This window comes from Paraburkholderia sp. BL27I4N3 (assembly GCF_003386115.1).
GTDB lineage: Bacteria > Pseudomonadota > Gammaproteobacteria > Burkholderiales > Burkholderiaceae > Paraburkholderia.
In genome coordinates this window covers 3,802,641-3,827,220 of record NZ_QREJ01000001.1, presented here as the reverse complement: position 1 = coordinate 3,827,220, position 24,580 = coordinate 3,802,641, and the positions used below count along the sequence as shown (strand labels likewise).

Sequence of the window (24,580 nt, the reverse complement as noted above, 5' to 3'; positions counted from 1 at the left end):
CCATCGATTTTTAAAGGAAAGTACGAAATGTCCGATTCAGGTATGTTATCTCCCCGTAAGGTTAAGCGGTCGCTGGTGAGAAGAATCGGACTGATCGCGATGGTCGGTCTGATCATGGCCGGCTCCCTCGCTTCGCTCGATGCGGAAGCTCGCCGCATGGGCGGTGGCCGCAGCATCGGCCGTCAGTCGAATAGCGTGACGCAGCAGTCCGCGCCGTCGCAACCTTCCCAAAGCAATCAGGCCATGCAGCAGCGTGCGCAGCCCGCTCCGGCGCCCGCGCCAACTCCGGCCGCGCAGCCTAACCGGTCGCGCTGGCTCGGGCCGATCGCCGGTCTGGCGGCCGGTCTCGGCATCGCCGCGTTGCTGTCGCACTTCGGCCTGGGCGGTGCGTTCGCCGGCGCCATGGCCAACATCATCGTGATTGCGATCATCGCCATGATCGGTATCTGGCTGATCCGCCGCTTCATGGGCCGCAAGCGTGACTCCGCGCAACCGGCTTACGCGGGCAATTCGCCGTCGCTGAATTCGGGCGGCACGGGCTATTCGCAGGAACCGCGTTATAGCGCGCCGCCGTCCGGCCCGTACCTCGAACCGCAAGGCAATCCGCTCACCACGCCGACCATCAACGCCGCGCCTGTGGTGCCGGCCGGCTTCGACTCGGAAGCCTTCCTGCGCAACGCCAAGGTCTACTTCGTGCGCCTGCAAGCCGCATGGGACGCCGGCAACATGGACGACATCCGCGAATTCACCACGCCGGAAATGTTCGCCGAGGTGAAGGTCGATCTGTCTTCGCGTGGCGCCGGGAGGAATCAGACTGACGTCGTTCAACTGAATGCCGAACTGCTGGGTGTGGAAGAGCGCGCGAACGAATACTTCGCCAGCGTGCGCTTCTCGGGCCTGATTCGCGAGGCACCGGGCGCGGCGGCGGAGCCGTTCGTCGAAGTCTGGAACCTGTCGAAGGCGAATCGCCCCGGCGAAGGCTGGCTGCTGGCCGGCATCCAGCAGGTCGCGCAGCACTGAAGCGGCGGTGCGACAGGGGCCGCGTGACGCAGCAACGCCTTCTGGATTCGCACCGTACGTTGGCCGTTCGGCATAGCAGGCCGCGAAGCGAACGGACGTTACAATAGGAACCCGCGCGGGCACCTCGCTCGCGCGGGTTTTTTCTTGCCACTTTCAATGACCCTCGCCGCCAAGCCCTTCGCTGCTGCTGTCAATCATCTGCTCGCCCGCGAATCGTGGGCTCGTGAGCGCCTCGCCCCCTACGCGGGCAAGACCGCGAGACTGTCCTGTCCGCCGGTCGTGCTGATGCTGCTGGTGCAACCGGACGGCTATCTGAGCGCGGTCGCGGCCACGGAGGCGCAGCAGTTCGACGTGACCATTTCGGTGTCGTCCGACGCGCTGCCCGCCTTTGTACAAGGCGGCCAGGCGGCGGTGATGAAGCATGTGAAGATCGAAGGCGACGCCGAATTCGCCACCGTGATCGCCAAGCTCGCCGAACATCTGCGCTGGGAGCCGGAAGAAGATCTGGCCAGGTTCATCGGCGACGGTCCGGCGTGGCGTGTGGCCTCGGTGGTGCGCACGGTCGGCGAACGCGTGCAGCGCACCGGGCGCAACCTGCTCGACACCGCCGCCGAATATCTGCTCGACGAGAATCCGCAACTGGTGCGCCGTACCGCGCTGGAAGACTTCAACGTCGAACTGGCCCGCGCGCGCGACGCATTGGCGCGCGTGGAAAAACGCCTCGAGCGTCTTGAACAGAAGGTCGAAGCCCGCGGCGCCCATGCGCCGGGCGGCGCCGCCACGTCGCGCGGCACGCGCTAGTCACCGGGCACAACTATGCGTTTTCTGCGTTTCCTCAAGATTTTCTTTACGGTCATCCGCTTCGGTCTCGATGAGATGATGCTCAGCCGCGTCAACGACCGGCGCGTGCGTTTGCTGCTGCGTATCACCACGATCGGCCGCAAGTTCGACGCGCCGCCGGGCGTGCGTCTGCGGCTCGCGCTGGAAAGCCTGGGGCCGATCTTCGTCAAGTTCGGGCAGGTTTTGTCGACGCGGCGCGATCTGCTGCCGGTCGATATCGCCGACGAACTCGCCAAGCTTCAGGATCAGGTGCCGCCGTTCGAATCGGCGGTGGCGATCAGGCTGGTGGAAAATGCGCTCGGCGCGCCGGTCGACGTGCTGTTCGACGACTTCGAGCGGGTGCCGGTGGCGAGCGCCTCGATCGCGCAGGTGCACTTCGCCACGGTGAAGGCGGGGCAGCACGCCGGCAAGGCGGTGGCCGTGAAGGTACTGCGCCCGAACATGCTGCCCGTGATCGATTCCGATCTCGCCCTGCTGCGCGACATCGCCGTGTGGGCCGAGCGGTTGTGGGCCGACGGCAAGCGTCTGAAGCCGCGGGAGGTGGTCGCCGAATTCGACAAATATCTGCACGACGAACTCGACCTGATGCGCGAGGCGGCCAACGGCAGCCAGTTGCGGCGCAACTTTGCCGGGCTCGATCTGCTGTTGGTACCGGAAATGTACTGGGAGTTCTGCACGCCCACGGTGCTGGTCATGGAGCGCATGGTCGGCGTGCCGATCAGCCAGGTGGAGACGCTGCGCGCGGCCGGCGTGGACATTCCCAAGCTGGCGCGCGAAGGCGTCGAAATCTTCTTCACCCAGGTGTTTCGCGACGGCTTTTTCCACGCCGACATGCACCCAGGCAACATTCAGGTGAGTCTTGATCCGAAGCACTTCGGCCGCTATATCGCGCTCGACTTCGGCATCATCGGCGCGCTGTCGGACTTCGATAAGAACTACCTCGCGCAGAACTTCCTCGCATTCTTCAAGCGCGATTACCATCGCGTCGCCACGCTGCATCTGGAGTCGGGCTGGGTGCCGCCGACTACCCGCGTCGAAGAACTCGAGAGTGCGATCCGCGCGGTCTGCGAGCCGTACTTCGATCGCGCGCTGAAGGACATTTCGCTCGGCCAGGTGCTGATGCGCCTGTTCTCGACCTCGCGCCGCTTCAACGTCGAAATCCAGCCGCAACTGGTGCTGCTGCAAAAGACCATGCTGAACGTGGAAGGGCTCGGTCGCTCGCTCGATCCCGAACTGGATCTGTGGAAGACAGCCAAGCCTTACCTCGAACGCTGGATGAACGAACAGATCGGCCTGCGCGGCTGGTACGAGCGTCTGAAGATCGAGGCGCCGCAGTGGAGCAAGACACTGCCGCAGTTGCCGCGCCTGATTCATCATGCGCTGGCCGAGCGCCACGACAACAAGCGCGGCGCGAACGACGACATGATTCGCCAGATTCTGCTCGAGCAGAAGCGCACCAACCGGCTGTTGCAAGGCTTGCTGCTGTTCGGTGTGGCGGTCGGCGTCGGTGCGGTGCTGACGCGGGTGTTTCTGGTGCTTGCTTACGGCGGTTGATTGCGATCCCCTGCGAGGTAATTGATGAGCGACCCGACCCAACCTTCCGCGCCTGAATTCGAGAGCCGCGATCCCAACTCGCCCGAGTTCTGGGACGAGCGTTTCGAGCGCGGTTTCATGCCGTGGGATCAGGCGGGCGTGCCGTCCGCGTTTGAGTCATTCGCCGCGCGCCATCCCGGCGCCGCTGTGCTGATTCCAGGTTGCGGCAGCGCGTACGAAGCGGTCTGGCTGGCCGGGCACGGCTACCCGGTCCGGGCGATCGACTTTTCACCGGCTGCGGTTGCGGCGGCGCATGAGCAACTTGGCGCACAGCATGCGCATCTGGTGGAGCAGGCGGACTTCTTTACGTACAAGCCGCCTTTCGCACCCGCCTGGATTTACGAGCGCGCGTTTTTCTGCGCGCTGCCGCTCGCGCGCCGCATCGACTACGCACGAAGAATGGCCGAGCTGTTACCCGCTGGCGGGTTGCTCGCGGGGTTCTTTTTTATCGGCGCGACGCCGAAAGGGCCGCCGTTCGGCATCGAGCGCGCGGAACTCGACGCGCTGCTCACGCCGCACTTCGAGCTGATCGAAGACGAAGCCGTGCACGACTCGATTGCCGTCTTCGCGGGACGTGAGCGCTGGCTAACCTGGCGTCGCCGCGTTTGACCGCGCGGCTGTGGCGCCTGGCGCCTGGCGGCGGCGCCCTCCGCACTTGATTCGACTACCGCCGCCCCCATTTAACGCAACGGCGCCTGCGTCAGGCGCTGGTCCCCAAAATCCGGGGGGAAGATATCGTTTGCGGCTATAATTCAAGGCTTTGCAAGCGTTTACCAGATTTCAGTAGGGAAAAAGATCATGCCGATCTACGCTTATCGTTGCGAGTCATGCGGCTTCGGGAAGGACGTGCTTCAGAAGATCAGCGACCCGCAGTTGACGCAGTGTCCCGAGTGCGGGAAAGACACATTTCGCAAGCAGGTCACCGCTGCCGGGTTCCAGTTGAAGGGCTCCGGCTGGTACGTGACCGATTTTCGCGGCGGCAATGGCGGCGCGAGCGCGCCGGCCAAGCCCGACGGCAACGGCGCCTCGAATGGCGCCTCCGGCGAGAACGCGAGCGCCAGTAACGGCGCTACGCAAACCGACGCGGCGCCGGCCGGCAACACGGCTGCGACGCCCTCCGCGCCTGCTGCCGCACCGGCCGCTTCGGCGAGTTCGAGCGGTTCCGGCAGCACCTAGTCGCACTGCCGCCCTCCGGGGCGGCGCACACGCCGCGCCTTGGGCTTCGGCCCGCGCGGCTTTCTGGCGGTACACATGACGACGAAAAAAACGACACTCAAATCGGTGTTCGCGACTGGCCTGCTGGTGCTGGTGCCTCTGGCCATCACACTGTGGGTGCTCGGTCTGATCATCGGCACGATGGACCAGACGCTGCTTCTGCTGCCGCGCGCGTGGCAGCCGGAGCGCCTGTTCGGCTTTCGCCTGCCCGGCCTCGGTGCAGTGCTCACGCTCGCCTTCATCTTTGTCGTTGGACTGTTGACGCAAAACTTCATTGGGCAGAAGCTCGTGAAGTGGTGGGAAGTCGTGGTCGCACACATTCCGGTGGTCGGCCCGATCTACACCAGCGTCAAGCAGGTGTCCGATACCCTGCTGTCGAGCAGCGGCAATGCGTTTCGCAAGGCGCTCCTGATCGAGTACCCGCGCCGCGGCTCCTATACGATTGCGTTTCTGACCGGCATTCCGGGCGGCGACGTCATCAACCACCTGAAAGAAGATCACGTCAGCGTGTATGTGCCGACTACGCCGAATCCAACCTCCGGCTTCTTCCTGATGGTGCCCAAGAGCGAAGTGATCGAGCTCGACATGACGGTCGACGCTGCGCTCAAGTACATCGTCTCGATGGGCGTCGTGGCGCCGTCCGCGCCCCCGGCGCCGGTGCGCCGCACGACAGTCGAGCCTCCGCTGTAACGCGGCGCGTAGCGTTTCCATGCCACGCGCCGTTCAACCAATGCAAAACGAAAGACAAACATCATGTCGATGAGATCTCAATACTGCGGTCTGGTGACCGAAGAACTGCTGGGCCAATCCGTCTCGCTGTGCGGCTGGGTGAGTCGCCGCCGCGACCATGGCGGCGTCATCTTCATCGACCTGCGCGATCGCGAAGGCCTCGTCCAGGTCGTCTGCGACCCGGACCGCGCGGAGATGTTCAAGGCGGCCGAAGGCGTGCGCAACGAGTTCTGCCTGCAGATCAAGGGCGTGGTTCGCGGCCGTCCGGAAGGCACCACGAATGCTGCGCTCAAGAGCGGCAAGATCGAAGTGCTGTGCCACGAGCTGATCGTGCTGAACCCGTCGATCACGCCGCCGTTCCAGCTCGACGACGACAACCTCTCGGAAACCACGCGTCTTACGCATCGCGTGCTGGACCTGCGCCGTCCGCAGATGCAGCACAACCTGCGTCTGCGCTACCGCGTCGCGATCGAGGCGCGCAAGTACCTCGACTCGCTCGGCTTTATCGACATCGAAACGCCGATGCTGACCAAGAGCACGCCGGAAGGCGCGCGCGACTACCTCGTGCCGTCGCGCACGAACCCGGGCCAGTTCTTCGCGCTGCCGCAATCGCCGCAACTGTTCAAGCAGCTCCTGATGGTGGCGAACTTCGATCGCTACTACCAGATCGTCAAGTGCTTCCGCGACGAAGACCTGCGCGCCGACCGTCAGCCGGAATTCACGCAGATCGACTGCGAAACCTCGTTCCTGTCGGAACAGGAAATTCGCGATCTGTTCGAAGACATGATCCGTCATGTGTTCAAGGAAACGATCGGCGTCACGCTGGACGCGAAATTCCCGGTCATGCTGTATTCGGAAGCCATGCGCCGTTTTGGTTCGGACAAGCCGGACCTACGCGTGAAGCTTGAATTCACCGACCTGACCGATGCGGTCCGCGATGTCGACTTCAAGGTGTTCAGCACGCCGGCCAACACGAAAGACGGCCGTGTCGCGGCGATTCGCGTGCCGAAGGGCGGCGAACTCTCGCGTGGCGATATCGACAGCTACACGGAATTCGTGCGCATTTACGGCGCGAAGGGCCTCGCATGGATCAAGGTCAACGAAGTCGCGAAGGGCCGTGACGGTCTGCAAAGCCCGATCGTCAAGAACCTGCACGACGAAGCGGTCAAGGCGATCATCGAGCGCACCGGCGCGCAAGACGGCGACATCATTTTCTTCGCGGCGGACCGCGCGAAGGTGGTGAACGACAGCCTCGGCGCACTGCGTCTGAAGATCGGCCATTCGGAATTCGGCAAGGCCAATGGCCTCGTCGAGAGCGGTTGGAAGCCGTTGTGGGTGGTGGACTTCCCGATGTTCGAATACGACGAGGAAGACAACCGCTACGTCGCCGCGCATCACCCGTTCACGAGCCCGAAAGACGAGCACCTCGAGTATCTGGAAACGGATCCGGCGCGCTGCCTCGCGAAGGCCTACGACATGGTGCTGAACGGCTGGGAAATCGGCGGCGGCTCGGTGCGTATCCACCGTGAAGAAGTGCAGAGCAAGGTGTTCCGCGCGCTGAAGATCAACGCGGAAGAAGCGCAAGCCAAGTTCGGCTTCCTGCTCGACGCGCTGCAATACGGCGCGCCGCCGCACGGTGGTATCGCATTCGGTCTGGACCGCATCGTTACGATGATGGCCGGCGCCGACTCGATCCGCGACGTGATCGCGTTCCCGAAGACCCAACGCGCGCAGTGTCTGCTCACGCAGGCGCCGAGCGAAGTGGACGAGCGCCAGTTGCGCGAACTGCACATCCGTCTGCGTCAGCCGGAACCGAAGGTGTAATGGCTTGAGTCCAGTCAGTGCTGTCTGAAAACGACAGCAGGCGCAACCGGAAAAGGCGTGATCACCATGTGTGATGCGCCTTTTTCGTTTTTTGCGTTACAGTCGATGCAACTGCGTTCGACCGCTTCCTGGACCGATCTCCGACATGTACCGCGCAAGCATTGCGCCCAGTTTTCACGCCATGCCGAAACCGCCGAAGATTCCGCAATCCGTACTCGTCATCATCCATACGCCCGCGCTCGACGTGCTGCTGATCGAACGTGCCGATCACGCCGGGTTCTGGCAGTCGGTCACGGGCTCCAAAGACCGGCTCGATGAGCCACTCGCCGAGACGGCGGCGCGCGAAGTCGCCGAAGAGACCGGCATTGTGGTGGGCGGTGCGCAAGTGCCGCACAACGCATTGTTCGACTGGCAATATTCGATCGAATACGAGATCTACCCGGAGTTCCGCCATCGCTATGCCGAAGGCGTGATCCATAACACCGAGCATTGGTTCAGCTTGCAGGTGCCCGAGCAACTCGAGGTCACGCTCGCGCCGCGCGAGCACACCGCGTTTCTGTGGCTGCCGTATGACGAGGCGGCGTCGCGCTGTTTTTCGTCGTCGAATGCCGATGCGATCCTGCAGTTGCCTAAAAGGTTGCATGAGCGGCTCAGTGGGCGTGCTGTCGTTGGGCATCCCACGGAGCGTGGCCGGTGAGCGTCGGCGGCGCGCGCCGCTTCGCCCGACTGCGGCAATCGCTGCTCGGCCGCCGCTATTGGCAACGTTATCGGTTCACCAGCGGCAACGACGTCAAGCTGCTGCGTTCCGGCGACGAGTTCTTCAGCGCCCTGATCGCGCGTGTCGATGCCGCGCAAAGCGACGTGGTGCTCGAAACTTATATCTTTTGCCATGACAACGCCGGGAAGGCGGTGAGCGCGGCGCTGTTGCGCGCCGCTGGGCGCGGCGTGAGGGTGCGCGTGATTACCGACGGCATCGGCACCGCGCGTCTGCCGCTGTTCGACGAGTGGTCCGTCGCCGGCATCGAGCATCGCATCTACAACCCGCATCTGTTCGGCCGCTTCGGCTTTTCACGCACGCATCGCAAACTGGCGGTGATCGACGATCAGTTCGCGTACTGCGGCGGGATCAATATCGTCGACGACTACGAGAACAATGGCGAGAAGCTGCCGTACCGGCGCTGGGACTTCGCGGTCGAATTGCATGGACCGGTGGTCGCCGATATCCGCCAGGCGTTCGAAGTGCAGTGGCGGCGGATTCGGCTCGGGCATCGGCCGATCGAGTCGATGGAGCTGGATCTCGGGCCGAAGACCGCGGCCTCGCTCGGCAGTCTGCGCCGTCGCCGCCGGCGTCGTAACGAGGAATTGTGGGCGGGCGGCCAGCCCTGCGTGGCGTTCGTCGCGCGCGACAACCTGATCAACCGGCGTGCTATCGAGAAAGCGTATCTGGTCGCGATTGGCCAGGCGCGCAACGAAGTGCTGCTCGCCAATCCGTATTTCATGCCGGGCCGCAAGCTGCGGCGCGCGCTGGTGTTTGCGGCGCGACGCGGCGTCGTCGTGAAGCTGATTATCGGGCGCAAGGAATTCAAGGCGCTCGATTACGCGGTGCCGTTTCTGTATCGCGCGTTGCTCAGGGCCGGCGTGCAGATCGCCGAGTACGAGAAAACGCTGCTGCACGGTAAGGTCGCGGTGGTGGATTCGAACTGGGCGACGGTCGGCTCGTCGAACCTCGACGCGCTGAGCCTGATGCTCAACAACGAAGCCAATGTGGTGCTGGTGAACGACCCGTCGATCGACGCACTGCGCGAGGCGATTCTCGTCGCCTTCAAAGACTCGCGCCGTATCGACGAAGCGCGCTACGACGCCCGGCCGGCCGGCGAACGCGCGCTCAACTGGCTCGCCTACACGACCTATCGGGCCGTGATGAAGTTGCTGACGGTGGGCGGGTACGACTGACTCACGGCGATGCGTTCGTGACCAATGCGGCGGCACGAAGCGGCCCAGGTGCAATGCCTGGGCCGCTTTGCTCTGGTCGCCGCCGCCCGGTGCGATGATTGACCGATTGGACAGACGAAATTACTGACTTCGCGGATACCGCGTCATTGATCGACAACCTCGATCTGGTGATTTCCGTCGCGACCTCGGTTGCGGGTCTTGCGGCGGCAATGGGCAAACCGGTCTGACTGCTCAACCGTTTCGCGGGATGTTAGCGCTGGGTTGTATGGTCAGGACCACAGCCCGTGGTATCCCGGATTGCGTGTTTTCATCCAGCCGCAGATGGCTATTGGAACGACGTGCCGGCGAGCGTTGCCACGGCGTTTGAGCCAACTTTCCCGGTGCACGAGAACGCGTCCTGACCCGGTCCTCTTTCTTCCTGCCTGTTCCGATCGGACAAGCCCGAGCGGACCGCCGCATGACGTCAACGCCCTGTCGGGCTTGCATCTCGAGGACGATCGACACACGTTCCGACGAGCAATGCGCGCCTTCGCGAGCGGTCTCCCAATACCCGCGATACGCCAAACGCTTCTGCATTCGCACCGACTTGCTGCATCATGTCGGCCCGGCTGCGTGGATCAGAGAAAGCGTGTACTTGGACGAGCGAACTCTCTCAAAGGCAAACTTAAGGCAAACGCCTCTAAAAAATCTCATTCCTCCGATTGACGGATGCCGCAGAATTGAAACCAGGTTAGAAACCGGTTTCTAATAAAGTCCTTGTTTCGCGGACGGCAGCACTCAATAATAGTACGGCCGTTCGATTTTCTTTCGGTCACATTAGAACGGTAAAAAGCTATGCGAAAAGGCGAACAGACGCGAGCCGCAATTCTCGATGCAGCACTTGACCTGGCAAGCCGCGACGGACTGGAAGGTCTGACCATCGGGTTGCTGGCCGAGCGCATGCAGATGAGCAAAAGCGGAGTGTTCGCGCATTTCGGGTCGCGCGAGGACTTGCAGGTCGAAGTCGTGCGCGAATATCACCGTCGTTTCGAAGACGAGGTGTTTTTCCCGAGTTTGCGCGAGCCGCGTGGATTGCCGCGCTTGCGCGCGATGATTTCCCGCTGGATCGAGAAGCGCATTCAGGAAGTCACCACCGGCTGCATCTACATCAGCGGCGCCGTCGAATACGACGATCGCGCGGATAACCCGGTGCGTGAGCAACTGGTGTCGAGCGTGACGGTCTGGCGTGCCGCGCTCACGCGGGCGATTTCGCAGGCAATGGAAGAAGGGCATCTGCGTGCCGACACCGATCCGCAACTGATGCTGTTCGAACTGTACAGCTTCACGCTCGGTCTGCATCACGACGCGCGCTTCCTGCACTTGCCGGATGCGGTGCGTCTCACGTGGGCCGCGCTGGAAAAATTGATTGTTTCGTATCAAAGCGAAAGCCGTTAGCAGCGTCGCCGCCAATCCGGCGGATTCAGCGGCGCAGAAAGTTCCGATCCACGGACTCAGCTAACGGCCTGGCTTCTTGTCAAACTTGGAGAGAGTCATGGGACAGTACGCCGCGCCGCTGCGCGACATGCAATTCGTGTTGCACGAACTGCTTAACGTCGAAGCCGAAATCAAGCAGATGCCGAAGCACGCGGATCTCGATACCGACACGATCAACGCGGTGCTGGAAGAGGCCGGCAAGTTCTGCTCCGAAGTATTGTTCCCGCTCAATCACAGCGGCGATCAGGAAGGCTGCACGTATGTCGGCGACGGCGTCGTGACCACGCCGAAGGGTTTCAAGGAAGCCTACGCGCAATACGTCGAAGCCGGTTGGCCCGCGCTGGGCTGCGATCCGGAATACGGCGGCCAGGGCCTGCCCGCGTTCGTCAACAACGCGCTGTATGAAATGCTGAACTCGGCGAATCAGGCGTGGACCATGTACCCGGGGCTCTCGCACGGCGCGTACGAATGTCTGCATGCACATGGCACGCCGGAGTTGCAGCAACGCTATCTGCCGAAGCTGGTGGCGGGCGTCTGGACCGGCACGATGTGTCTGACGGAGCCGCATTGCGGCACCGACCTCGGCATTCTGCGCACCAAGGCCGAACCGAACAGCGACGGGTCGTACGCGATCAGCGGCACGAAGATTTTCATCTCCAGCGGCGAACACGATCTCGCGGAGAACATCGTTCACCTGGTGCTCGCGCGTCTGCCGGATGCGCCCAAGGGCACCAAGGGCATTTCGCTGTTCATCGTGCCGAAGTTCGTGCCGAACGAAGCGGGCGAACCGGGCGAGCGCAACGGCGTGAAGTGCGGCTCCATCGAACACAAGATGGGCATTCACGGCAACGCGACCTGCGTGATCAATCTCGACAACGCCAAGGGTTGGCTTGTCGGTGAGCCGAACAAAGGCTTGAACGCGATGTTCGTGATGATGAACGCCGCGCGTCTTGGCGTCGGCATGCAGAGCCTGGGCCTGACCGAAATCGGTTACCAGAACTCGCTGACGTACGCGAAAGAGCGTCTGCAGATGCGTTCGCTGACCGGCCCGAAGGCGCCCGAAAAGGCGGCCGACCCGATCATCGTGCATCCGGACGTGCGCCGCATGCTGCTCACGCAGAAGGCCTACGCCGAAGCCGCGCGCGCGTTCTCGTACTGGTCGGCGCTGCATATCGACAAGGAACTGTCGCACGCTGACGAATCCGTGCGCAAGGAAGCCGCCGACCTCGTCGCGCTGCTCACGCCGATCCTGAAGGCGTTCCTGTCAGACAACGCGTTCGAGAGCACCAATCACGCCATGCAGATCTACGGCGGCCACGGCTTCATCGCCGAGTGGGGCATGGAACAGTACGTGCGCGACGCGCGCATCAACATGATCTACGAAGGCACCAACGCGATTCAGGCGCTCGACCTGCTCGGCCGCAAGATTCTCGGCGACATGGGCGCGAAGATGAAGAAGTTCGGCAAGCTGGTGTCCGATTTCGTCGAAGCCGAAGGCGTGAAGCCGGAAATGCAGGAGTTCATCAACCCGCTCGCCGACATCGGCGAAAAGGTGCAGAAGCTGACCATGGAAATCGGCATGAAGGCCATGCAGAACCCGGACGAAGTGGGCGCCGCCGCCGTGCCGTATCTGCGCACCGTCGGCCACCTGGTGTTCTCGTACTTCTGGGCCCGCATGGCACGCGTCGCGCTGGATAAGGAAGCGTCGGGCGATCCGTTCTACAAGGCCAAGCTCGCCACGGCTCGCTTCTACTTCGCGAAGCTGTTGCCGGAAACGGCGATGACGATCCGTCAGGCGCGCGCGGGTTCGAAGTCGCTGATGGACGTCGAAGAAGCGCTGTTCTAAGCCCCGGTTTCAGGCAAACATCAAGGCAGGCGCCGCGCGTGTCGAACCTGCGGCGCTTCCCGTCAGCCACACATCGCGAAGCGTCCATGAAGCTTCGCGACATCGCATAACTCCCCGGAGGAACGACGTGAGCAATCTGATCATTCGCAAGGTAGCCGTGCTCGGCGCCGGCGTGATGGGCGCGCAGATCGCCGCGCACCTGATCAACGCCAAGGTGCCCGTGCTGCTGTTCGACTTGCCCGCCAAGGAAGGCCCGAAGAACGCGATCGCGCTGAAGGCGATCGAGAACCTGAAGAAGCTGTCGCCGGCGCCGTTCGGCGTGAAGGACGACGCGCAATACATCCACCCCGCGAATTACGACGACGACATCGAGAAGCTCGCCGAATGCGACCTCGTGATCGAAGCCATTGCCGAACGCATGGACTGGAAGCACGACCTGTACAAGAAGGTCGCGCCGCATCTCGCGCCGAACGCGATTTTCGCGACCAACACGTCGGGTCTGTCGATCACCGCGCTGTCTGAGGGTTTCTCGGATGAACTGAAAGCGCGCTTCTGCGGCGTGCACTTCTTCAATCCGCCGCGCTACATGCACCTGGTCGAGTTGATCCCGACCGCGACCACGCGTCCGGAAATCCTCGATCAACTCGAGTCGTTCCTGACCAGCGTGGTCGGCAAGGGCGTCGTGCGTGCGAAAGACACGCCGAACTTCATCGCTAACCGTGTCGGCATTTTCTCGATCCTCGCCGTCGTGACCGAAGCCGCGAAATTCGGCCTGCGTTTCGACGAAGTGGACGACCTGACCGGCGCGCGCCTGGGCCGAGCGAAGTCGGCCACGTTCCGTACCGCGGACGTGGTCGGTCTGGACACGATGGCGCACGTCATCAAGACGATGCAGGACACGCTGAAGGACGATCCCTTCTTCCCGGTCTACGAAACGCCTGCTGTGCTCGCTGAACTCGTCAAGAAGGGCGCGCTGGGTCAGAAGACCGGCGGCGGCTTCTACAAGAAAGAAGGCAAGGCGATCAAGGTGCTCGACGCGAAAACCGGCGAGTACGTCGACGGCGGCGCGAAGGCGGACGAACTGGTCGGCCGTATTCTGAAGCGCCCGCCGGCGGAGCGTCTGAAGCTGCTGCGCGAATCGCAGCATCCGCAGGCGCAATTCCTGTGGGCAATTTTCCGCGACGTGTACCACTACATCGGCGTGCATCTCGAATCGATCGCTGACAACGCGCGCGATGTCGATCTGGCGATCCGTTGGGGCTTCGGCTGGAACGAAGGTCCGTTCGAAGGCTGGCAGACGGCCGGCTGGAAACAGGTCGCCGAATGGGTGCAGGAAGATATCGCGGCGGGTAAGGCGCTCTCGAACGTGCCGCTGCCGTCGTGGGTGCTCGAAGGGCCGGTCGCCGCGCAGGGCGGCGTGCATACGAACGAAGGTTCGTGGTCGCCGGCTTCGAAGGCGTTCGTACCGCGCTCGTCGCTGTCGGTGTACGACAAGCAGGTGTTCCGTGCGCCGCTGGTCGGCGAAACCAGGGCTGATCCGAAGACCTACGGCAAGACGCTGTTCGAAACCGACGCCGTGCGTGCATGGGTCGACGACCGCGCGGGCGAGAACGATGTCCTGATCGTGTCGTTCAAGAGCAAGATGAATACGATAGGACCGTCGGTGATCGACGGCCTGACGCAGGCGATCGAGCTGGCCGAAAAGGACTACAAGGGTCTGGTGGTGTGGCAGCCGACGTCGCTGAAACTCGGCACGCCGGGTGGTCCGTTCTCCGCCGGCGCCAATCTCGAAGAAGCCATGCCCGCGTTCATGATGGGCGGCGCGAAGGGCATCGAGCCGTTCGTGAAGAAATTCCAGCAAGGCATGCTGCGCGTGAAGTACGCGAGCGTGCCGGTCATCTCGGCCGTGTCGGGCATCGCGCTCGGCGGTGGCTGCGAGCTGGCGCTGCACAGCGCGAAGCGCGTCGCGCACATCGAAAGCTATTTCGGTCTGGTGGAAGTGGGTGTGGGTCTCGTGCCGGCTGGCGGCGGCCTGAAGGAAGCGGCGCTGCGCGCGGCGGAAGCGGCGAAGCAAGTGGGCGCAACCAACGACCTGCTCAAATTCGTGCAGAAGTCGTTCGAAAACGCGGCGATGGCGAAGGTTTCGGCCTCCGCGCTCGACGCCCGCGCGATGGGCTACCTGAAGCCGTCGGACACCATTGTCTTCAACGTGTTCGAACTGCTCGACGTGGCGAAGAAGGAAGCGCGCGCGTTGTCGTCGGCGGGTTATCGTCCGCCGCTGCGCGTCACGCAAGTGCCGGTGGCCGGGCGTTCGGCGATCGCGACCATCAAGGCGTCGCTCGTCAACATGCGCGATGGCCGATTTATCAGCGAGCACGATTTCCTGATCGCGAGCCGTATCGCGGAAGCGGTGTGCGGCGGTGATGTCGAAGCGGGCAGTCTGGTCGATGAAGAATGGCTGCTGCAACTCGAGCGGCGTGCGTTCGTCGATCTGCTCGGCACGCAAAAGACGCAGGAACGGATCATGGGCATGCTGCAGACCGGCAAGCCGGTGCGCAACTAAGCGACGAGCCCGCACTATGTGCTTGGGGCGGGAGTAAGTGCTGAAGCGCTAACTGCCGCCGACCGCGATGAGACTGCATGGGACGGCAGTAAGCGCTAAAGCGCTAAATGCTGTCGACCGCGATGAGACTGCATGGGACAGCAGTAAGCGCTAAAGCGCTAACTGCCGTCGACCGCGATGAGACTGCATGGGACCAGAGTAAGCGCTGAAGCGCTAACTCTGGTCGACAAAGGAGATTCAAATGGCAAAGCAATTGCAAGACGCATACATCGTCGCCGCGAGCCGCACGCCGATCGGCAAGGCGCCGCGCGGGATGTTCAAGAACACGCGCCCCGACGAACTGCTGGTGCACGCGCTCAAGTCGGCCGTGGCGCAAGTGCCCGGCCTCGATACGAAAGTGATCGAAGACGCGATCATCGGCTGCGCGATTCCGGAAGCGGAACAAGGTCTGAACGTCGCGCGTATGGGCGCGCTGCTGGCCGGCCTGCCGAATAGCGTCGGCGGCGTGACGGTGAACCGCTTCTGCGCATCGGGACTGACCGCGCTCGCCATGGCCGCCGACCGCATCCGCGTCGGCGAGTCGGACGCAATGATCGCGGGCGGCTGCGAATCCATGAGCATGGTGCCGATGATGGGCAACAAGCCGTCCATGTCGCCGCATATCTTCGATCGCAATGAAGACATCGGCATCGCCTACGGTATGGGCCTGACGGCGGAGAAAGTCGCCGAACGCTGGAAGATCAGCCGCGAAGCGCAAGACGCGTTTTCAGTGGAATCGCATCGCCGCGCCATCGCCGCGCAGCAAGCCGGCGAGTTCAACGACGAAATCGCTGCGTACACCATCACCGAGCGCTTCCCCGATCTCGCCACCGGCGAAGTCCGCGTGAAGACCCGCGAAGTGTCGCTCGACGAAGGTCCGCGCGCGGAAACGTCGCTCGAGGGACTCGCCAAGCTGCGCGCGGTGTTCGCCAACAAGGGTTCGGTGACGGCGGGCAACAGCTCGCAGACCTCGGACGGTGCGGGCGCGCTGATCGTGGTGTCGGAAAAGATGCTGAAGGAGTTCAACCTCACGCCGCTCGCGCGTTTCGTCAGCTTTGCCGTGCGCGGTGTGCCGCCGGAAATCATGGGCATCGGTCCGAAGGAAGCGATTCCGGCCGCGCTGAAAGCCGCCGGCCTGAAGATCGACGACCTCGACTGGATCGAGTTGAACGAAGCATTCGCCGCGCAATCGCTGGCGGTGATTCAGGACCTCGGTCTCGATCCGGCGAAGATCAACCCGCTCGGCGGCGCGATCGCCCTCGGCCACCCGCTGGGTGCGACGGGCGCGATTCGTGCGTCGACCGTGGTGCATGGCTTGCGCCGCCGTAACTACAAGTACGGCATGGTGACGATGTGCGTCGGCACGGGCATGGGCGCGGCGGGCATCATCGAGCGCCTGTGACCGTGTTCACCCCGATGTTCGCTTCGGTCCTCGCGCGTACGCGTTGAGGACCACAGAACGGTTCGCAGGCCATCCGGCTTGCGAACCGTTCTTACATTCTCAGCAGGAGTACGAGGAGATGACGATGGATATTCTGGTCGAGCGTGCCGACGGCGTGCTGACGATGGCCTTCAACCGGCCCGACAAGAAAAACGCGATTACGGCCGCCATGTATCAGACGATGGCCGACGCGCTGGTCGAAGCGCAAGGCGACGCCGCCGTGCGGGCGATCCTGATTCGGGGCAGCGCCGGCATTTTCAGCGCCGGCAACGATCTCGACGATTTCATGAAGACGCCGCCGATGGGCGAACACGCGCCGGTGTTCCAGTTCCTGCGCGCGATCAGCTCGGCGGAGAAGCCGGTGGTGGCGTCGGTGGCGGGCCCGGCGGTCGGCATCGGCACGACCCTGCTGCTGCATTGCGACTTGGTCTACGCAGCCGATACCGCGAGCTTCTCGCTGCCGTTCACGCAACTCGGTTTGTGTCCGGAAGCGGCGTCGAGTCTGCTGTTGCAGCGTATCGCCGGCTATCAGGCGGCCGCGGAGAAACTGTTGCTCGGCGAAGCGTTCGACGCCGCCGAGGCGCAGCGCATGGGTTTCGTGAATCGCGTGCTGCCCGCCGCCGAAGTCGATGCGTTTGCGGCTTCGCAGGCCGCGAAGCTGGCCGCGTTGCCGGCTTCGTCGCTGCGCGTGACGAAGAGCTTGATGAAGCGCGCGAGTCACCAGGAATTGCAAACGCAAATGTCCGAAGAAGCCGTGCATTTCGGCAAGATGCTGCTCGCGCCCGAAGCACGTGAGGCGTTCAAGGCGTTCTTCGAGAAGCGCAAGCCGGACTTCCGGCAATTCGATTGAGCGGCGTGGGGGGTGTTCCAGGCGCTTCCGGCGTGCGAGCGCTCTGGCGTTGAGGGATTTGCCCACTCGCAACTTCAGGCATGAGTGCGTTGGGACGTTCGTGCGCCTGAATGCTCAGGCGCGTTGGCCGCTCAAAGCTGCGTCGACTGCAACGTATCGTAGTCAACGTAGCTTGTCTCGCGGCAGAAGCTGACCAGCCGTACGCCCGCCTTGCGCGCAATCGTGATCGCCAACGACGACGGCGCCGAGATCGTGGCGACCATCGGCACGTCGACGCGCGCGGCCTTGCGCACCAGCTCGTAGCTCGCGCGGCTCGACAGGAACACAAAACCCTCCTTGGTATCCACGCGGTCGAGCACCAACTGGCCAATCAGCTTGTCGAGCGCATTGTGACGGCCGACGTCTTCGAACGCGTAGCGGATCGCGCCCGTGGCGTCGCACCACGCGGCGGCATGCAGGCCGCCGGTCAGCCGCGTCAACGCCTGATGCTCGGGCAGATCGCGGGCGGCGCGCGCGATCGCGTCCGGCGCGAGGCGTTGCAGAAAGCCGGTATCCGGCACACGCTCCGGCTGCAGATCCAGCAAATCGATACTTTCGATGCCGCAAACACCGCATCCGGTGCGCCCGGCGAGCGCGCGGCGCTTCTCCTTCAGCGCGACGAAGGCCTGTTGCACCACTTGCAACTGCACTTCGGCATGCGGCAATTCGCCGTCGTCATGCAGTTCGACCTCGATGTCCTGAATGTCGCTGCCACGCCCCACGATCCCTTCCGAAATCGCGAATCCAACCGCGAACGCTTCCAGATCGCGCGGCGTGCACATCATCACCGCATGCGAAATGCCGTTGAAGACGAGCGCGACCGGCCATTCCTGACCGACATGGTCGATGACGGTTTCGACCGCCGCGCCGCGATGCCGGTGCACCTGGCGCTCTACCGCGCCCGGCTGCCCGGCAGTTTCCAGTTCGTTCAAGCTAGTTCGCTCCTTTGTCATGCCATGCGCGTGAGCGGTTGACGAGCCGGCAGGGTGCAGCCAGCCATGCCGCCGTCGCGCGAATAAGGTTCTAAAATACCCCAAGCTGGGCTTGCGTGTTGCCCGCCATCCAGGAGGGACTCAATCATGGGACTCAACGAAGCACCGCTTCTGTTCAACTTCGAGGTCGCGTCTTCGGAGAATTTCACTTACATCCCGATGTCCGTGCGCTTCAATCTCGACCGGTTCGGGCTGCGCATTTCGCTCGATCAATGGCAGACGCTGCCGCTCGAAGACCGCAAGCTGCTGGCGCGTTTCCCGGTCGAGGAAGACGCGGAAATCGAGCCGAATTTCGATCATGCCCTGTTCGAAATGCTGCGCACCCACGCGAACATCGAGCCGGAGTGGTTCACACCTGAGGAAGCGCCGGCCTGGCGTCGCACCGACAGCGTGCCGGAGGGTATCGCGCATCAGGCGCAACTGGCCGGTCTCGCCGCGCCGGGCGTCGCCCAGTGGGCCGAACTTGATCCGTTCAAGCGCTACGTGCTCGCCAAGCTGTCGCGCAAGCAGGAGGCCAACCACGACTTCGTCCCGGCCATGAAGGAGTTCGGCGCGGCCGGCTAGGTGCGGCCGGCCAGGTTTTTTTCACTCACTACCCTCAATCTGTTCCGAACCCTGCCGTTATCCATGGGTTGGCGCGTAAAGAGACTAGTATCGATGCGGCCCGACGCATCGGCCGCGACCGCGCGCTCCCGCCCGCAGAACGATTGACGTTCGGAACCCATGACTCCTTTTCTATCGAAGCGGCTGCTGATCAATCTGGCGGTCGTTGCCGCGGCGATCGGCGCGAACGCGTTCGTCGCCTATACGCAGATTTGCGGCCAACGCGACGTTGACGCGCGCATGCTGCGTTCGACGAGCGTGCGCCAGCACCTCGACGCCTACTATACGGCGCTCGACGGCGGGCTGGCCGCGCTCGGCCGCTTCGAGGCGTCGGGCGAGTCGGCGCCGGCCAGCGCGGCCGCCGCGGCCGCCGCCATGGCGACGACGCTCGCGGGTCTGGAGCGCGACCTGCGCAATGAACTGGCCGGCGAACCCGCCATGCTCGGCGCGCTCGCAAAGCTGAGCGCGGACAGCCACGCGCTGCAACACGACATCGACGACGCGCTGCTCAGGAGCGCCAGTGCCGGCCCGGACGCCTCGCGCGCGTGGGCGGCATCGACCTATACCCATCTCGGGCTCGGCCTGGATCGCGTCGAAGCCGGCCTCGCAACACTGCGCGGCGCGGAGAACCGCGCGGTGCAGGCGTCGCTCGCGGCATCGGCGAGCGAAACGCAGCGGGCGATGTTCCTGCTGATCGTGACCATGCTGGGCAGCAGCGTGCTGCTGATCTTCACGTTCGGCGCGCGCGAAAACAGCGCGCGCGAGAAGCTGCGCAGCGTGCGCGCGCTCGGCCGCCACGACGAACGCTTTCGCGGCCTGTTCGACGACCATCCGGTGCCGATGTATATCTTCGATCGCGAGACGCTGCGCTTTCTCGCCGTCAACGCGGCCGCGATCCAGCAATACGGCTACACCGAAAGCGAATTTCTCGGCATGACCGTTCGCGCGATCCGCCCGAGCGGCGAAATCTCGCGCCTCGAAACGCATATGCAGCGCAGCGACGCGGGCCAGCACGGCCGCACCATGGCGGGCATCTGGCATCACCGGCGCAAGGACGGCTCGACGATCAGCGCTGACATTTCGTATCACGCGCTGAACTTCATGGGCCGCGCCGCGTTCTTCGTGCTCGCCGACGACGTTACCGACCAGATCAACGCCGAAGCCGAAGCGCAGCGTTCGAACCAGATGCTCGAAGCGGTGATCGACAATATTCCGCAGCGCATTTTCTGGAAGGACATGCAGTCGCGCTATCTCGGCTGCAACATGGCGTTCGCGCGCGATGCCGGGCTCGCGTATCCGGAGCAGGTAGTCGGCAAGAGCGACGCCGACATGCCGTGGCGCGACTTCTCGACGCTGCTGAGCGACCATGACAAGGAGGTCGTGAGCACCGGCGTGCCGAAGATGAACTTCGAGCTCGATCTGGTGATAGACGGCGTGCACCGCACGACCGTCACGAGCAAGCTGCCGTTCACCGACGGCGACGGCCGCGTGATCGGCGTGCTCGGTTCCTACACGGACATCACCGAGCGCAAGCGCGCCGATCTTGCCTTGCGCCTGCAAAGCCGCGCGCTCGATGCCAGCGTCAACGCGATTCTGATCACCGCGCCGTCGCCGACCGGCAATCTGATCGAATACGTGAATCCGGCGTTCATGCGCATTACCGGCTACGATCCGGCCGAGGTAATCGGCCACGATTGCCGCGTCCTGCAACGCGACGACCGCGACCAGGAGGGCGTCGCCCTGATCCGTCAGGCGCTCGCGGCGAATCGAGAAGTCAGCGCGGTGGTGCGCAACTATCGCAAGGATGGCGCGCTGTTCTGGAATCAGCTCTTCATCGCGCCGGTGCCGAATCAGGACGGCATGATCACGCATCACATCGGCGTGATCAACGACGTGACCGATCTGATGCGCTATCAGGAACAGCTCGAATACCAGGCCAACTACGACAGCCTCACGCGTCTGCCGAACCGCAACCTGCTGCGCGACCGCTTGCAGCATGCGCTGATCGTCGCGCAACGGCATCACAAGGGCGTCGCGGTCGTGTTCATGGATCTGGACGGCTTCAAGAACGTCAACGACAGTCTCGGCCACAGCGTCGGCGACCGGCTGCTCAGCGTGGTCGCCGAACGTCTCGCGCGCTGCACGCGCACGAGCGATACGGTGGCGCGGCACGGCGGCGACGAGTTCGTGATCGTGATGACCGACACCGTCGACGAACAGTCGCTGATCGCCTGGATGGAGCGCGTGCGCGCGTCGATCTCCGAGCCGGTCTGGCTCGACGGCACCGAACTGTATGTGGGTTGCAGCATGGGCGCGAGCCTGTTCCCGCAAGACGGCGAAGACGCCGAGACGCTGATGAAGAAGGCCGACGTCGCGATGTATCGCGCCAAGGACATGGGTCGCAACACGTTCCAGTGCTATCAGCCGGAGATGAACGCGAGCGCGGGCGCGCGCCTGAATCTCGAACGGCGTCTGCGCCGCGCTTTGCGTGACAACGAGTTCCTGTTGCATTACCAGCCGCAAGTGGATATTGAGAGTGGCCAGATCGTCGGCACCGAGGCGCTGGTGCGCTGGCGCGATCCGGAAGTCGGGCTGGTGCCGCCGTCGTCGTTCATTCCGGTTGCGGAAGAAAGCGGTCTGATCGGGCCGCTTTCGGAATGGGTGCTGCGCGAAGCGTGCCGCCAGAACAAGGCCTGGCAGGACGAAGGCTTGCCGCCGGCGCGTGTGTCGGTGAATCTGTCGGCGCGCGTGTTCCAGCAGCGCGACATCGCCAAGCTGGTCATGCAGGTGCTGGCTGAGACCGGTCTCGAGCCGCGATACCTCGAACTGGAACTGACCGAAAGCACCATCATGCGCAATGCGGAAGAAGCGGTGTCGATGCTCAACGAACTGCACGCGCTCGGCATCGGTCTTGCCATCGACGACTTCGGCACCGGCTATTCGAGCCTCAGCTATCTGAAGCGCTTCCCGGTGGACCGCCTGAAGATCGACCGCTCATTTGTCTCCGACATCGGCGTGTCCGCCGACGATGAGACGATCACCTCGGCGATCATCGCGCTTGCGCATTCGCTGAAGTTGCAGGTGATCGCCGAAGGCGTGGAGACGTCCGCGCAACTCGACTTCCTCAAAGAGCGCGCGTGCGATGAGATGCAGGGGTTCTACTTTGCGAAGCCATTATCGACGGACGCGATTTCCGAACTGCTGCAAGGTGGCGTGGGGCGCGAGCTGGCGATGGTTTGAGCCGTTCGCGCCGCGGTGCTCACTGCGCCGGCGTGCTGAGGAAAACCGGCAGACCTTCAGCCAGTTCGGAGAATGACTGCAGGAACGGATGCGCCGTCTTGCTGACCGTCCCCGGCAGCATCATCTGCGTGAAGTGCCAGGCGACTGCCACGGTGACGTCGGCGGCGTCGAACTGATCGGTTTCGATGGGCAGCGCCGCTGCCGCAAGCTCGCGTTCGAGTTCTGCATACGCGGCGAACAACTGCGTGCTCACGCGATCCAGCCAGGGCTCATGCTGCTTTTCCGCCGGCCGCAGATTGCGTTCGTAGACGATCTGCACGGTCTTCTCGCACGCGGCGAGCGCAAGGCCGGTGGGGCGGGCGGCGCGCAAGGCGGTGTCGGGACGCGTCGGGAAAAGCCGCTGGTTCGGCCCGGCGAGCGTGGCGAGGTACTGGAGAATCACCGTCGAGTCCATCACGCTCTGGCCGTTGTCGGCGATCAGCGTGGGCGCCTTGACAACGGGGTTAATTTTCGGGAACCGGTCGTAGGTGCTGAACACCGAGATCGACTCGTGCTCGAATTCGAGCTTCAACAATTTGAGGCAGATAGCGACCCGGCGTACGTAGGGCGAATCCAGCATTCCGATCAGTTTCATCTCATTCCCGTTAGAACATCTATCATGGCGCACCCGACCTCCTCATGGCCGTGCAGTTCCGCTTCGGGCCTGGGCCTGGGCACATCGAACCGATAGGTTAAGCATCTCTGCGGCGCAAAAAAAGCGACAATTAACGACGACTTGCGTCAGAATTTCTTACATGAAACCGATCCCGCCTTTGACCGCGCTGCGCTGCTTCGAGGCCGTCGCCCGTTTGGGCGGCGTGACTCAGGCCGCGCGCGAATTGCATGTCACGCACTCGGCGGTGAGTCAGCAGATCAAGGTGCTGGAAGATTCGATGGGCGTCGCGCTTTTCATGCGGGAGGCGCGCGGACTGCGGTTGACCGAGGAGGGGCGGCTTTACGCGCTCGACATCCGCATGGCGTTGCGCGACATCGGCCATGCGACGCGACGCGCGCAGGCGCGCCCGCACGAAAGCGAACTGGTGATCAGCACCTTGCCGTCGTTCGCGCAGCATTGGCTCGTGCCGCGTCTCGCCAGTTTTCGCGACGCGCATCCGTACTACCGGATTCGCCTGCAGACGAGCTTGCAGATCGAGGATTTCCGCCAGGGCGCGAGCGATATCGGCATCCGCATGGGGCAGGGGCATTGGCCCGACGTCGCGCAACAGAAGCTGTTCGACGACGAGATGGTCGTGGTGGCCGCGCCGCATTTCACGCTACCGCCGCATGGCCGCTTGCCTTTGAGCGCAGCGGAAGTGCTGGCATGTCCGCTGATCTCGAGTCCCGATACGCCGTGGCACGACTGGTGTCAGGCGGCGCAGGTGGCGAAGCCGGCCGAGGGAGCCGTAGTGCTGTCGGCGAACGATTCGAATATCGTGATCGGCGCCGTGCTGCAGGGCCAGGGCGTCGCGCTCGAGCGGCGCAGCCTGGTTGCGTATGCGCTGGCGCGCGGCGAACTGGTGCAGATCACCGATATCCGCGTGCCGTACCGTTATCCCTATTGGCTGGTCTGGCCGCAACGCGAAATGCTCAATGCCTCGCAGGCGCATTTCGCACAGTGGATCGAAGGGCAGGTCGACGCCTATCTGCGCAGCAGTGGCGCGCCAGCCGCAGCGATGCGTGCGGGTTAGCCCGTATTCATTCGCATAAACCGTTTTGCGCAGGAGTTTGGGTCGGCTATATTCGTGGTTCCCATCTCAGACCGCGCTGGGAACCACGAAGCACGATTCAGTGGCGTTGCGCCCGATTTTCGCTGCTTGCACTGAGTCATGGGCGTTGCGCCGTCGACTATCCCAATCTGATTGATCCGACTGGAGAGAGCAATGACGTCGTCACCTGCAAAGAAACTGTCTGTGTTGCTGGCATCGGTTGTATTGAGCGTGGCTTGCGCCGCGCCGGCGTTCGCCCAGAGCGGCGGCGGTGGCGGTCCCGCGGGGAACGACTCTGACGCGGCGGTTCCGTCGGCCGCATCGAAAGCGGCGCCGTCCACCAAAGCTCAGCGCAAGGCCGCGCGCAAGCAGGCGCGGGCGAAGAAAAATGCCGAGTTGAAGAAGTTGGAGGCCAACGGCTATCAGCCGTCGAGCACCGATCCGAACTATCCGAACGACATTCAGAAAGCGCAGAAGAAGGCGGGAATCGGGCAGGCAGCGAGCCAGTGACCCGGTACTACGGTTGAGAACGAACGAGGCGCCGCGGCGCCTCATTTTTTTTGTGCGCAGTCAGG

The 24,580-nt window shown here is 63.5% G+C and carries 21 protein-coding genes; 19 read left to right on the top strand and 2 right to left on the bottom strand.

The genetic code is table 11. The features are described 5' to 3' along the window. Positions 1-27 precede the first annotated feature (27 nt). The 15 genes from B0G71_RS17255 to B0G71_RS17185 all read left to right on the top strand — a co-directional run bounded on the left by B0G71_RS17255 (position 28) and on the right by B0G71_RS17185 (position 17,386). Positions 28-1,020, top strand: a complete 993-nt coding sequence (locus B0G71_RS17255) for a Tim44 domain-containing protein (RefSeq protein WP_116142951.1) — start codon at positions 28-30, stop codon at positions 1,018-1,020. Between the two features lie 156 nt (positions 1,021-1,176). After that, positions 1,177-1,821 (top strand): SCP2 domain-containing protein, encoded by a 645-nt coding sequence (locus B0G71_RS17250; RefSeq protein ID WP_116142949.1) that lies wholly within the window; start codon positions 1,177-1,179, stop codon positions 1,819-1,821. Positions 1,822-1,836: 15 nt separating this feature from the next. Continuing rightward, positions 1,837-3,414: a ubiquinone biosynthesis regulatory protein kinase UbiB gene (gene ubiB / locus B0G71_RS17245; RefSeq protein ID WP_116142947.1), complete on the top strand. Its 1,578-nt coding sequence runs from the start codon at positions 1,837-1,839 to the stop codon at positions 3,412-3,414. A gap of 24 nt (positions 3,415-3,438) precedes the next feature. Next, entirely contained in the window at positions 3,439-4,062 is a 624-nt protein-coding gene (locus B0G71_RS17240; protein ID WP_116142945.1) for a methyltransferase domain-containing protein, read from the top strand. A 189-nt stretch (positions 4,063-4,251) separates the two neighbouring features. Beyond that, on the top strand, positions 4,252-4,629 hold the full coding sequence (locus B0G71_RS17235; RefSeq protein ID WP_116142943.1) for an FmdB family zinc ribbon protein: 378 nt from the start codon (positions 4,252-4,254) through the stop codon (positions 4,627-4,629). Between the two features lie 75 nt (positions 4,630-4,704). Further along, the gene (locus tag B0G71_RS17230) at positions 4,705-5,358 is read left to right on the top strand and encodes a DUF502 domain-containing protein (protein WP_116148682.1); all 654 of its coding nucleotides are present in this window, start codon (positions 4,705-4,707) and stop codon (positions 5,356-5,358) included. Positions 5,359-5,421: 63 nt separating this feature from the next. Then, a complete protein-coding gene (aspS, locus tag B0G71_RS17225) occupies positions 5,422-7,221 on the top strand; it encodes an aspartate--tRNA ligase (protein ID WP_116142941.1) in 1,800 nt (599 codons plus the stop codon). Positions 7,222-7,402: 181 nt separating this feature from the next. Then, the gene (nudB, locus tag B0G71_RS17220) at positions 7,403-7,918 is read left to right on the top strand and encodes a dihydroneopterin triphosphate diphosphatase (protein ID WP_106282305.1); all 516 of its coding nucleotides are present in this window, start codon (positions 7,403-7,405) and stop codon (positions 7,916-7,918) included. Then, positions 7,915-9,174, top strand: a complete 1,260-nt coding sequence (gene clsB, locus B0G71_RS17215; RefSeq protein WP_116142939.1) for a cardiolipin synthase ClsB — start codon at positions 7,915-7,917, stop codon at positions 9,172-9,174. Before nudB ends, clsB begins: the two co-directional genes overlap by 4 nt. A 98-nt stretch (positions 9,175-9,272) precedes the next feature. Further along, on the top strand, positions 9,273-9,401 hold the full coding sequence (locus B0G71_RS42665) for a hypothetical protein (protein WP_404935351.1): 129 nt from the start codon (positions 9,273-9,275) through the stop codon (positions 9,399-9,401). A gap of 607 nt (positions 9,402-10,008) precedes the next feature. Further along, entirely contained in the window at positions 10,009-10,608 is a 600-nt protein-coding gene (locus B0G71_RS17205) for a TetR/AcrR family transcriptional regulator (protein ID WP_106282004.1), read from the top strand. A gap of 97 nt (positions 10,609-10,705) precedes the next feature. Next, a complete protein-coding gene (locus tag B0G71_RS17200; protein ID WP_106282002.1) occupies positions 10,706-12,493 on the top strand; it encodes an acyl-CoA dehydrogenase C-terminal domain-containing protein in 1,788 nt (595 codons plus the stop codon). 127 nt (positions 12,494-12,620) lie between these two features. Continuing rightward, positions 12,621-15,056 carry a 3-hydroxyacyl-CoA dehydrogenase/enoyl-CoA hydratase family protein gene (locus tag B0G71_RS17195; RefSeq protein WP_116142937.1) on the top strand — a complete coding sequence of 812 codons (2,436 nt, stop codon included), beginning with the start codon at positions 12,621-12,623 and terminating at the stop codon, positions 15,054-15,056. Between the two features lie 241 nt (positions 15,057-15,297). Continuing rightward, entirely contained in the window at positions 15,298-16,497 is a 1,200-nt protein-coding gene (locus B0G71_RS17190) for an acetyl-CoA C-acyltransferase (RefSeq protein WP_106281998.1), read from the top strand. Positions 16,498-16,615: 118 nt separating this feature from the next. Further along, the gene (locus B0G71_RS17185; RefSeq protein WP_116142935.1) at positions 16,616-17,386 is read left to right on the top strand and encodes an enoyl-CoA hydratase; all 771 of its coding nucleotides are present in this window, start codon (positions 16,616-16,618) and stop codon (positions 17,384-17,386) included. Between the two features lie 131 nt (positions 17,387-17,517). Here B0G71_RS17185 and fdhD read toward each other — a convergent pair whose 3' ends face one another. Next, positions 17,518-18,357 carry a formate dehydrogenase accessory sulfurtransferase FdhD gene (fdhD, locus tag B0G71_RS17180; protein ID WP_116142933.1) on the bottom strand — a complete coding sequence of 280 codons (840 nt, stop codon included), beginning with the start codon at positions 18,355-18,357 and terminating at the stop codon, positions 17,518-17,520. Positions 18,358-18,504: 147 nt separating this feature from the next. Between fdhD and B0G71_RS17175 the strand changes: the two genes are divergently transcribed. Beyond that, positions 18,505-18,981, top strand: a complete 477-nt coding sequence (locus B0G71_RS17175; protein WP_116142931.1) for a nitrate reductase associated protein — start codon at positions 18,505-18,507, stop codon at positions 18,979-18,981. Positions 18,982-19,140: 159 nt separating this feature from the next. Further along, a complete protein-coding gene (locus B0G71_RS17170; protein WP_116142929.1) occupies positions 19,141-22,260 on the top strand; it encodes an EAL domain-containing protein in 3,120 nt (1,039 codons plus the stop codon). 19 nt (positions 22,261-22,279) lie between these two features. Here the strand turns inward: B0G71_RS17170 and B0G71_RS17165 are convergent, their stop codons facing one another. Next, positions 22,280-22,894, bottom strand: coding sequence for a glutathione S-transferase (locus B0G71_RS17165; protein WP_116142927.1), 615 nt, complete (start codon positions 22,892-22,894; stop codon positions 22,280-22,282). 160 nt (positions 22,895-23,054) lie between these two features. Here B0G71_RS17165 and B0G71_RS17160 point away from each other — a divergent pair, with 160 nt between their 5' ends. Together B0G71_RS17160 and B0G71_RS17155 are read left to right on the top strand one after the other, a co-directional pair. Next, on the top strand, positions 23,055-23,987 hold the full coding sequence (locus B0G71_RS17160) for a LysR substrate-binding domain-containing protein (protein ID WP_116142925.1): 933 nt from the start codon (positions 23,055-23,057) through the stop codon (positions 23,985-23,987). A gap of 192 nt (positions 23,988-24,179) precedes the next feature. Then, positions 24,180-24,515, top strand: a complete 336-nt coding sequence (locus B0G71_RS17155; RefSeq protein WP_116142923.1) for a DUF4148 domain-containing protein — start codon at positions 24,180-24,182, stop codon at positions 24,513-24,515. Positions 24,516-24,580: the final 65 nt, after the last annotated feature.

What these genes read in the sequence shown, in the direction of transcription:
- B0G71_RS17255 (WP_116142951.1), top strand. Translation starts at nt 28, where the DNA reads ATGTCCGATTCAGGTATGTTATCTCCCCGTAAGGTTAAGCGGTCGCTG.
- B0G71_RS17250 (WP_116142949.1), top strand. Translation starts at nt 1,177, where the DNA reads ATGACCCTCGCCGCCAAGCCCTTCGCTGCTGCTGTCAATCATCTGCTC.
- ubiB (WP_116142947.1), top strand. Translation starts at nt 1,837, where the DNA reads ATGCGTTTTCTGCGTTTCCTCAAGATTTTCTTTACGGTCATCCGCTTC.
- B0G71_RS17240 (WP_116142945.1), top strand. Translation starts at nt 3,439, where the DNA reads ATGAGCGACCCGACCCAACCTTCCGCGCCTGAATTCGAGAGCCGCGAT.
- B0G71_RS17235 (WP_116142943.1), top strand. Translation starts at nt 4,252, where the DNA reads ATGCCGATCTACGCTTATCGTTGCGAGTCATGCGGCTTCGGGAAGGAC.
- B0G71_RS17230 (WP_116148682.1), top strand. Translation starts at nt 4,705, where the DNA reads ATGACGACGAAAAAAACGACACTCAAATCGGTGTTCGCGACTGGCCTG.
- aspS (WP_116142941.1), top strand. Translation starts at nt 5,422, where the DNA reads ATGTCGATGAGATCTCAATACTGCGGTCTGGTGACCGAAGAACTGCTG.
- nudB (WP_106282305.1), top strand. Translation starts at nt 7,403, where the DNA reads ATGCCGAAACCGCCGAAGATTCCGCAATCCGTACTCGTCATCATCCAT.
- B0G71_RS17205 (WP_106282004.1), top strand. Translation starts at nt 10,009, where the DNA reads ATGCGAAAAGGCGAACAGACGCGAGCCGCAATTCTCGATGCAGCACTT.
- B0G71_RS17200 (WP_106282002.1), top strand. Translation starts at nt 10,706, where the DNA reads ATGGGACAGTACGCCGCGCCGCTGCGCGACATGCAATTCGTGTTGCAC.
- B0G71_RS17190 (WP_106281998.1), top strand. Translation starts at nt 15,298, where the DNA reads ATGGCAAAGCAATTGCAAGACGCATACATCGTCGCCGCGAGCCGCACG.
- B0G71_RS17185 (WP_116142935.1), top strand. Translation starts at nt 16,616, where the DNA reads ATGACGATGGATATTCTGGTCGAGCGTGCCGACGGCGTGCTGACGATG.
- B0G71_RS17175 (WP_116142931.1), top strand. Translation starts at nt 18,505, where the DNA reads ATGGGACTCAACGAAGCACCGCTTCTGTTCAACTTCGAGGTCGCGTCT.
- B0G71_RS17170 (WP_116142929.1), top strand. Translation starts at nt 19,141, where the DNA reads ATGACTCCTTTTCTATCGAAGCGGCTGCTGATCAATCTGGCGGTCGTT.
- B0G71_RS17165 (WP_116142927.1), bottom strand. Translation starts at nt 22,894, where the DNA reads ATGAAACTGATCGGAATGCTGGATTCGCCCTACGTACGCCGGGTCGCT.
- B0G71_RS17160 (WP_116142925.1), top strand. Translation starts at nt 23,055, where the DNA reads ATGAAACCGATCCCGCCTTTGACCGCGCTGCGCTGCTTCGAGGCCGTC.
- B0G71_RS17155 (WP_116142923.1), top strand. Translation starts at nt 24,180, where the DNA reads ATGACGTCGTCACCTGCAAAGAAACTGTCTGTGTTGCTGGCATCGGTT.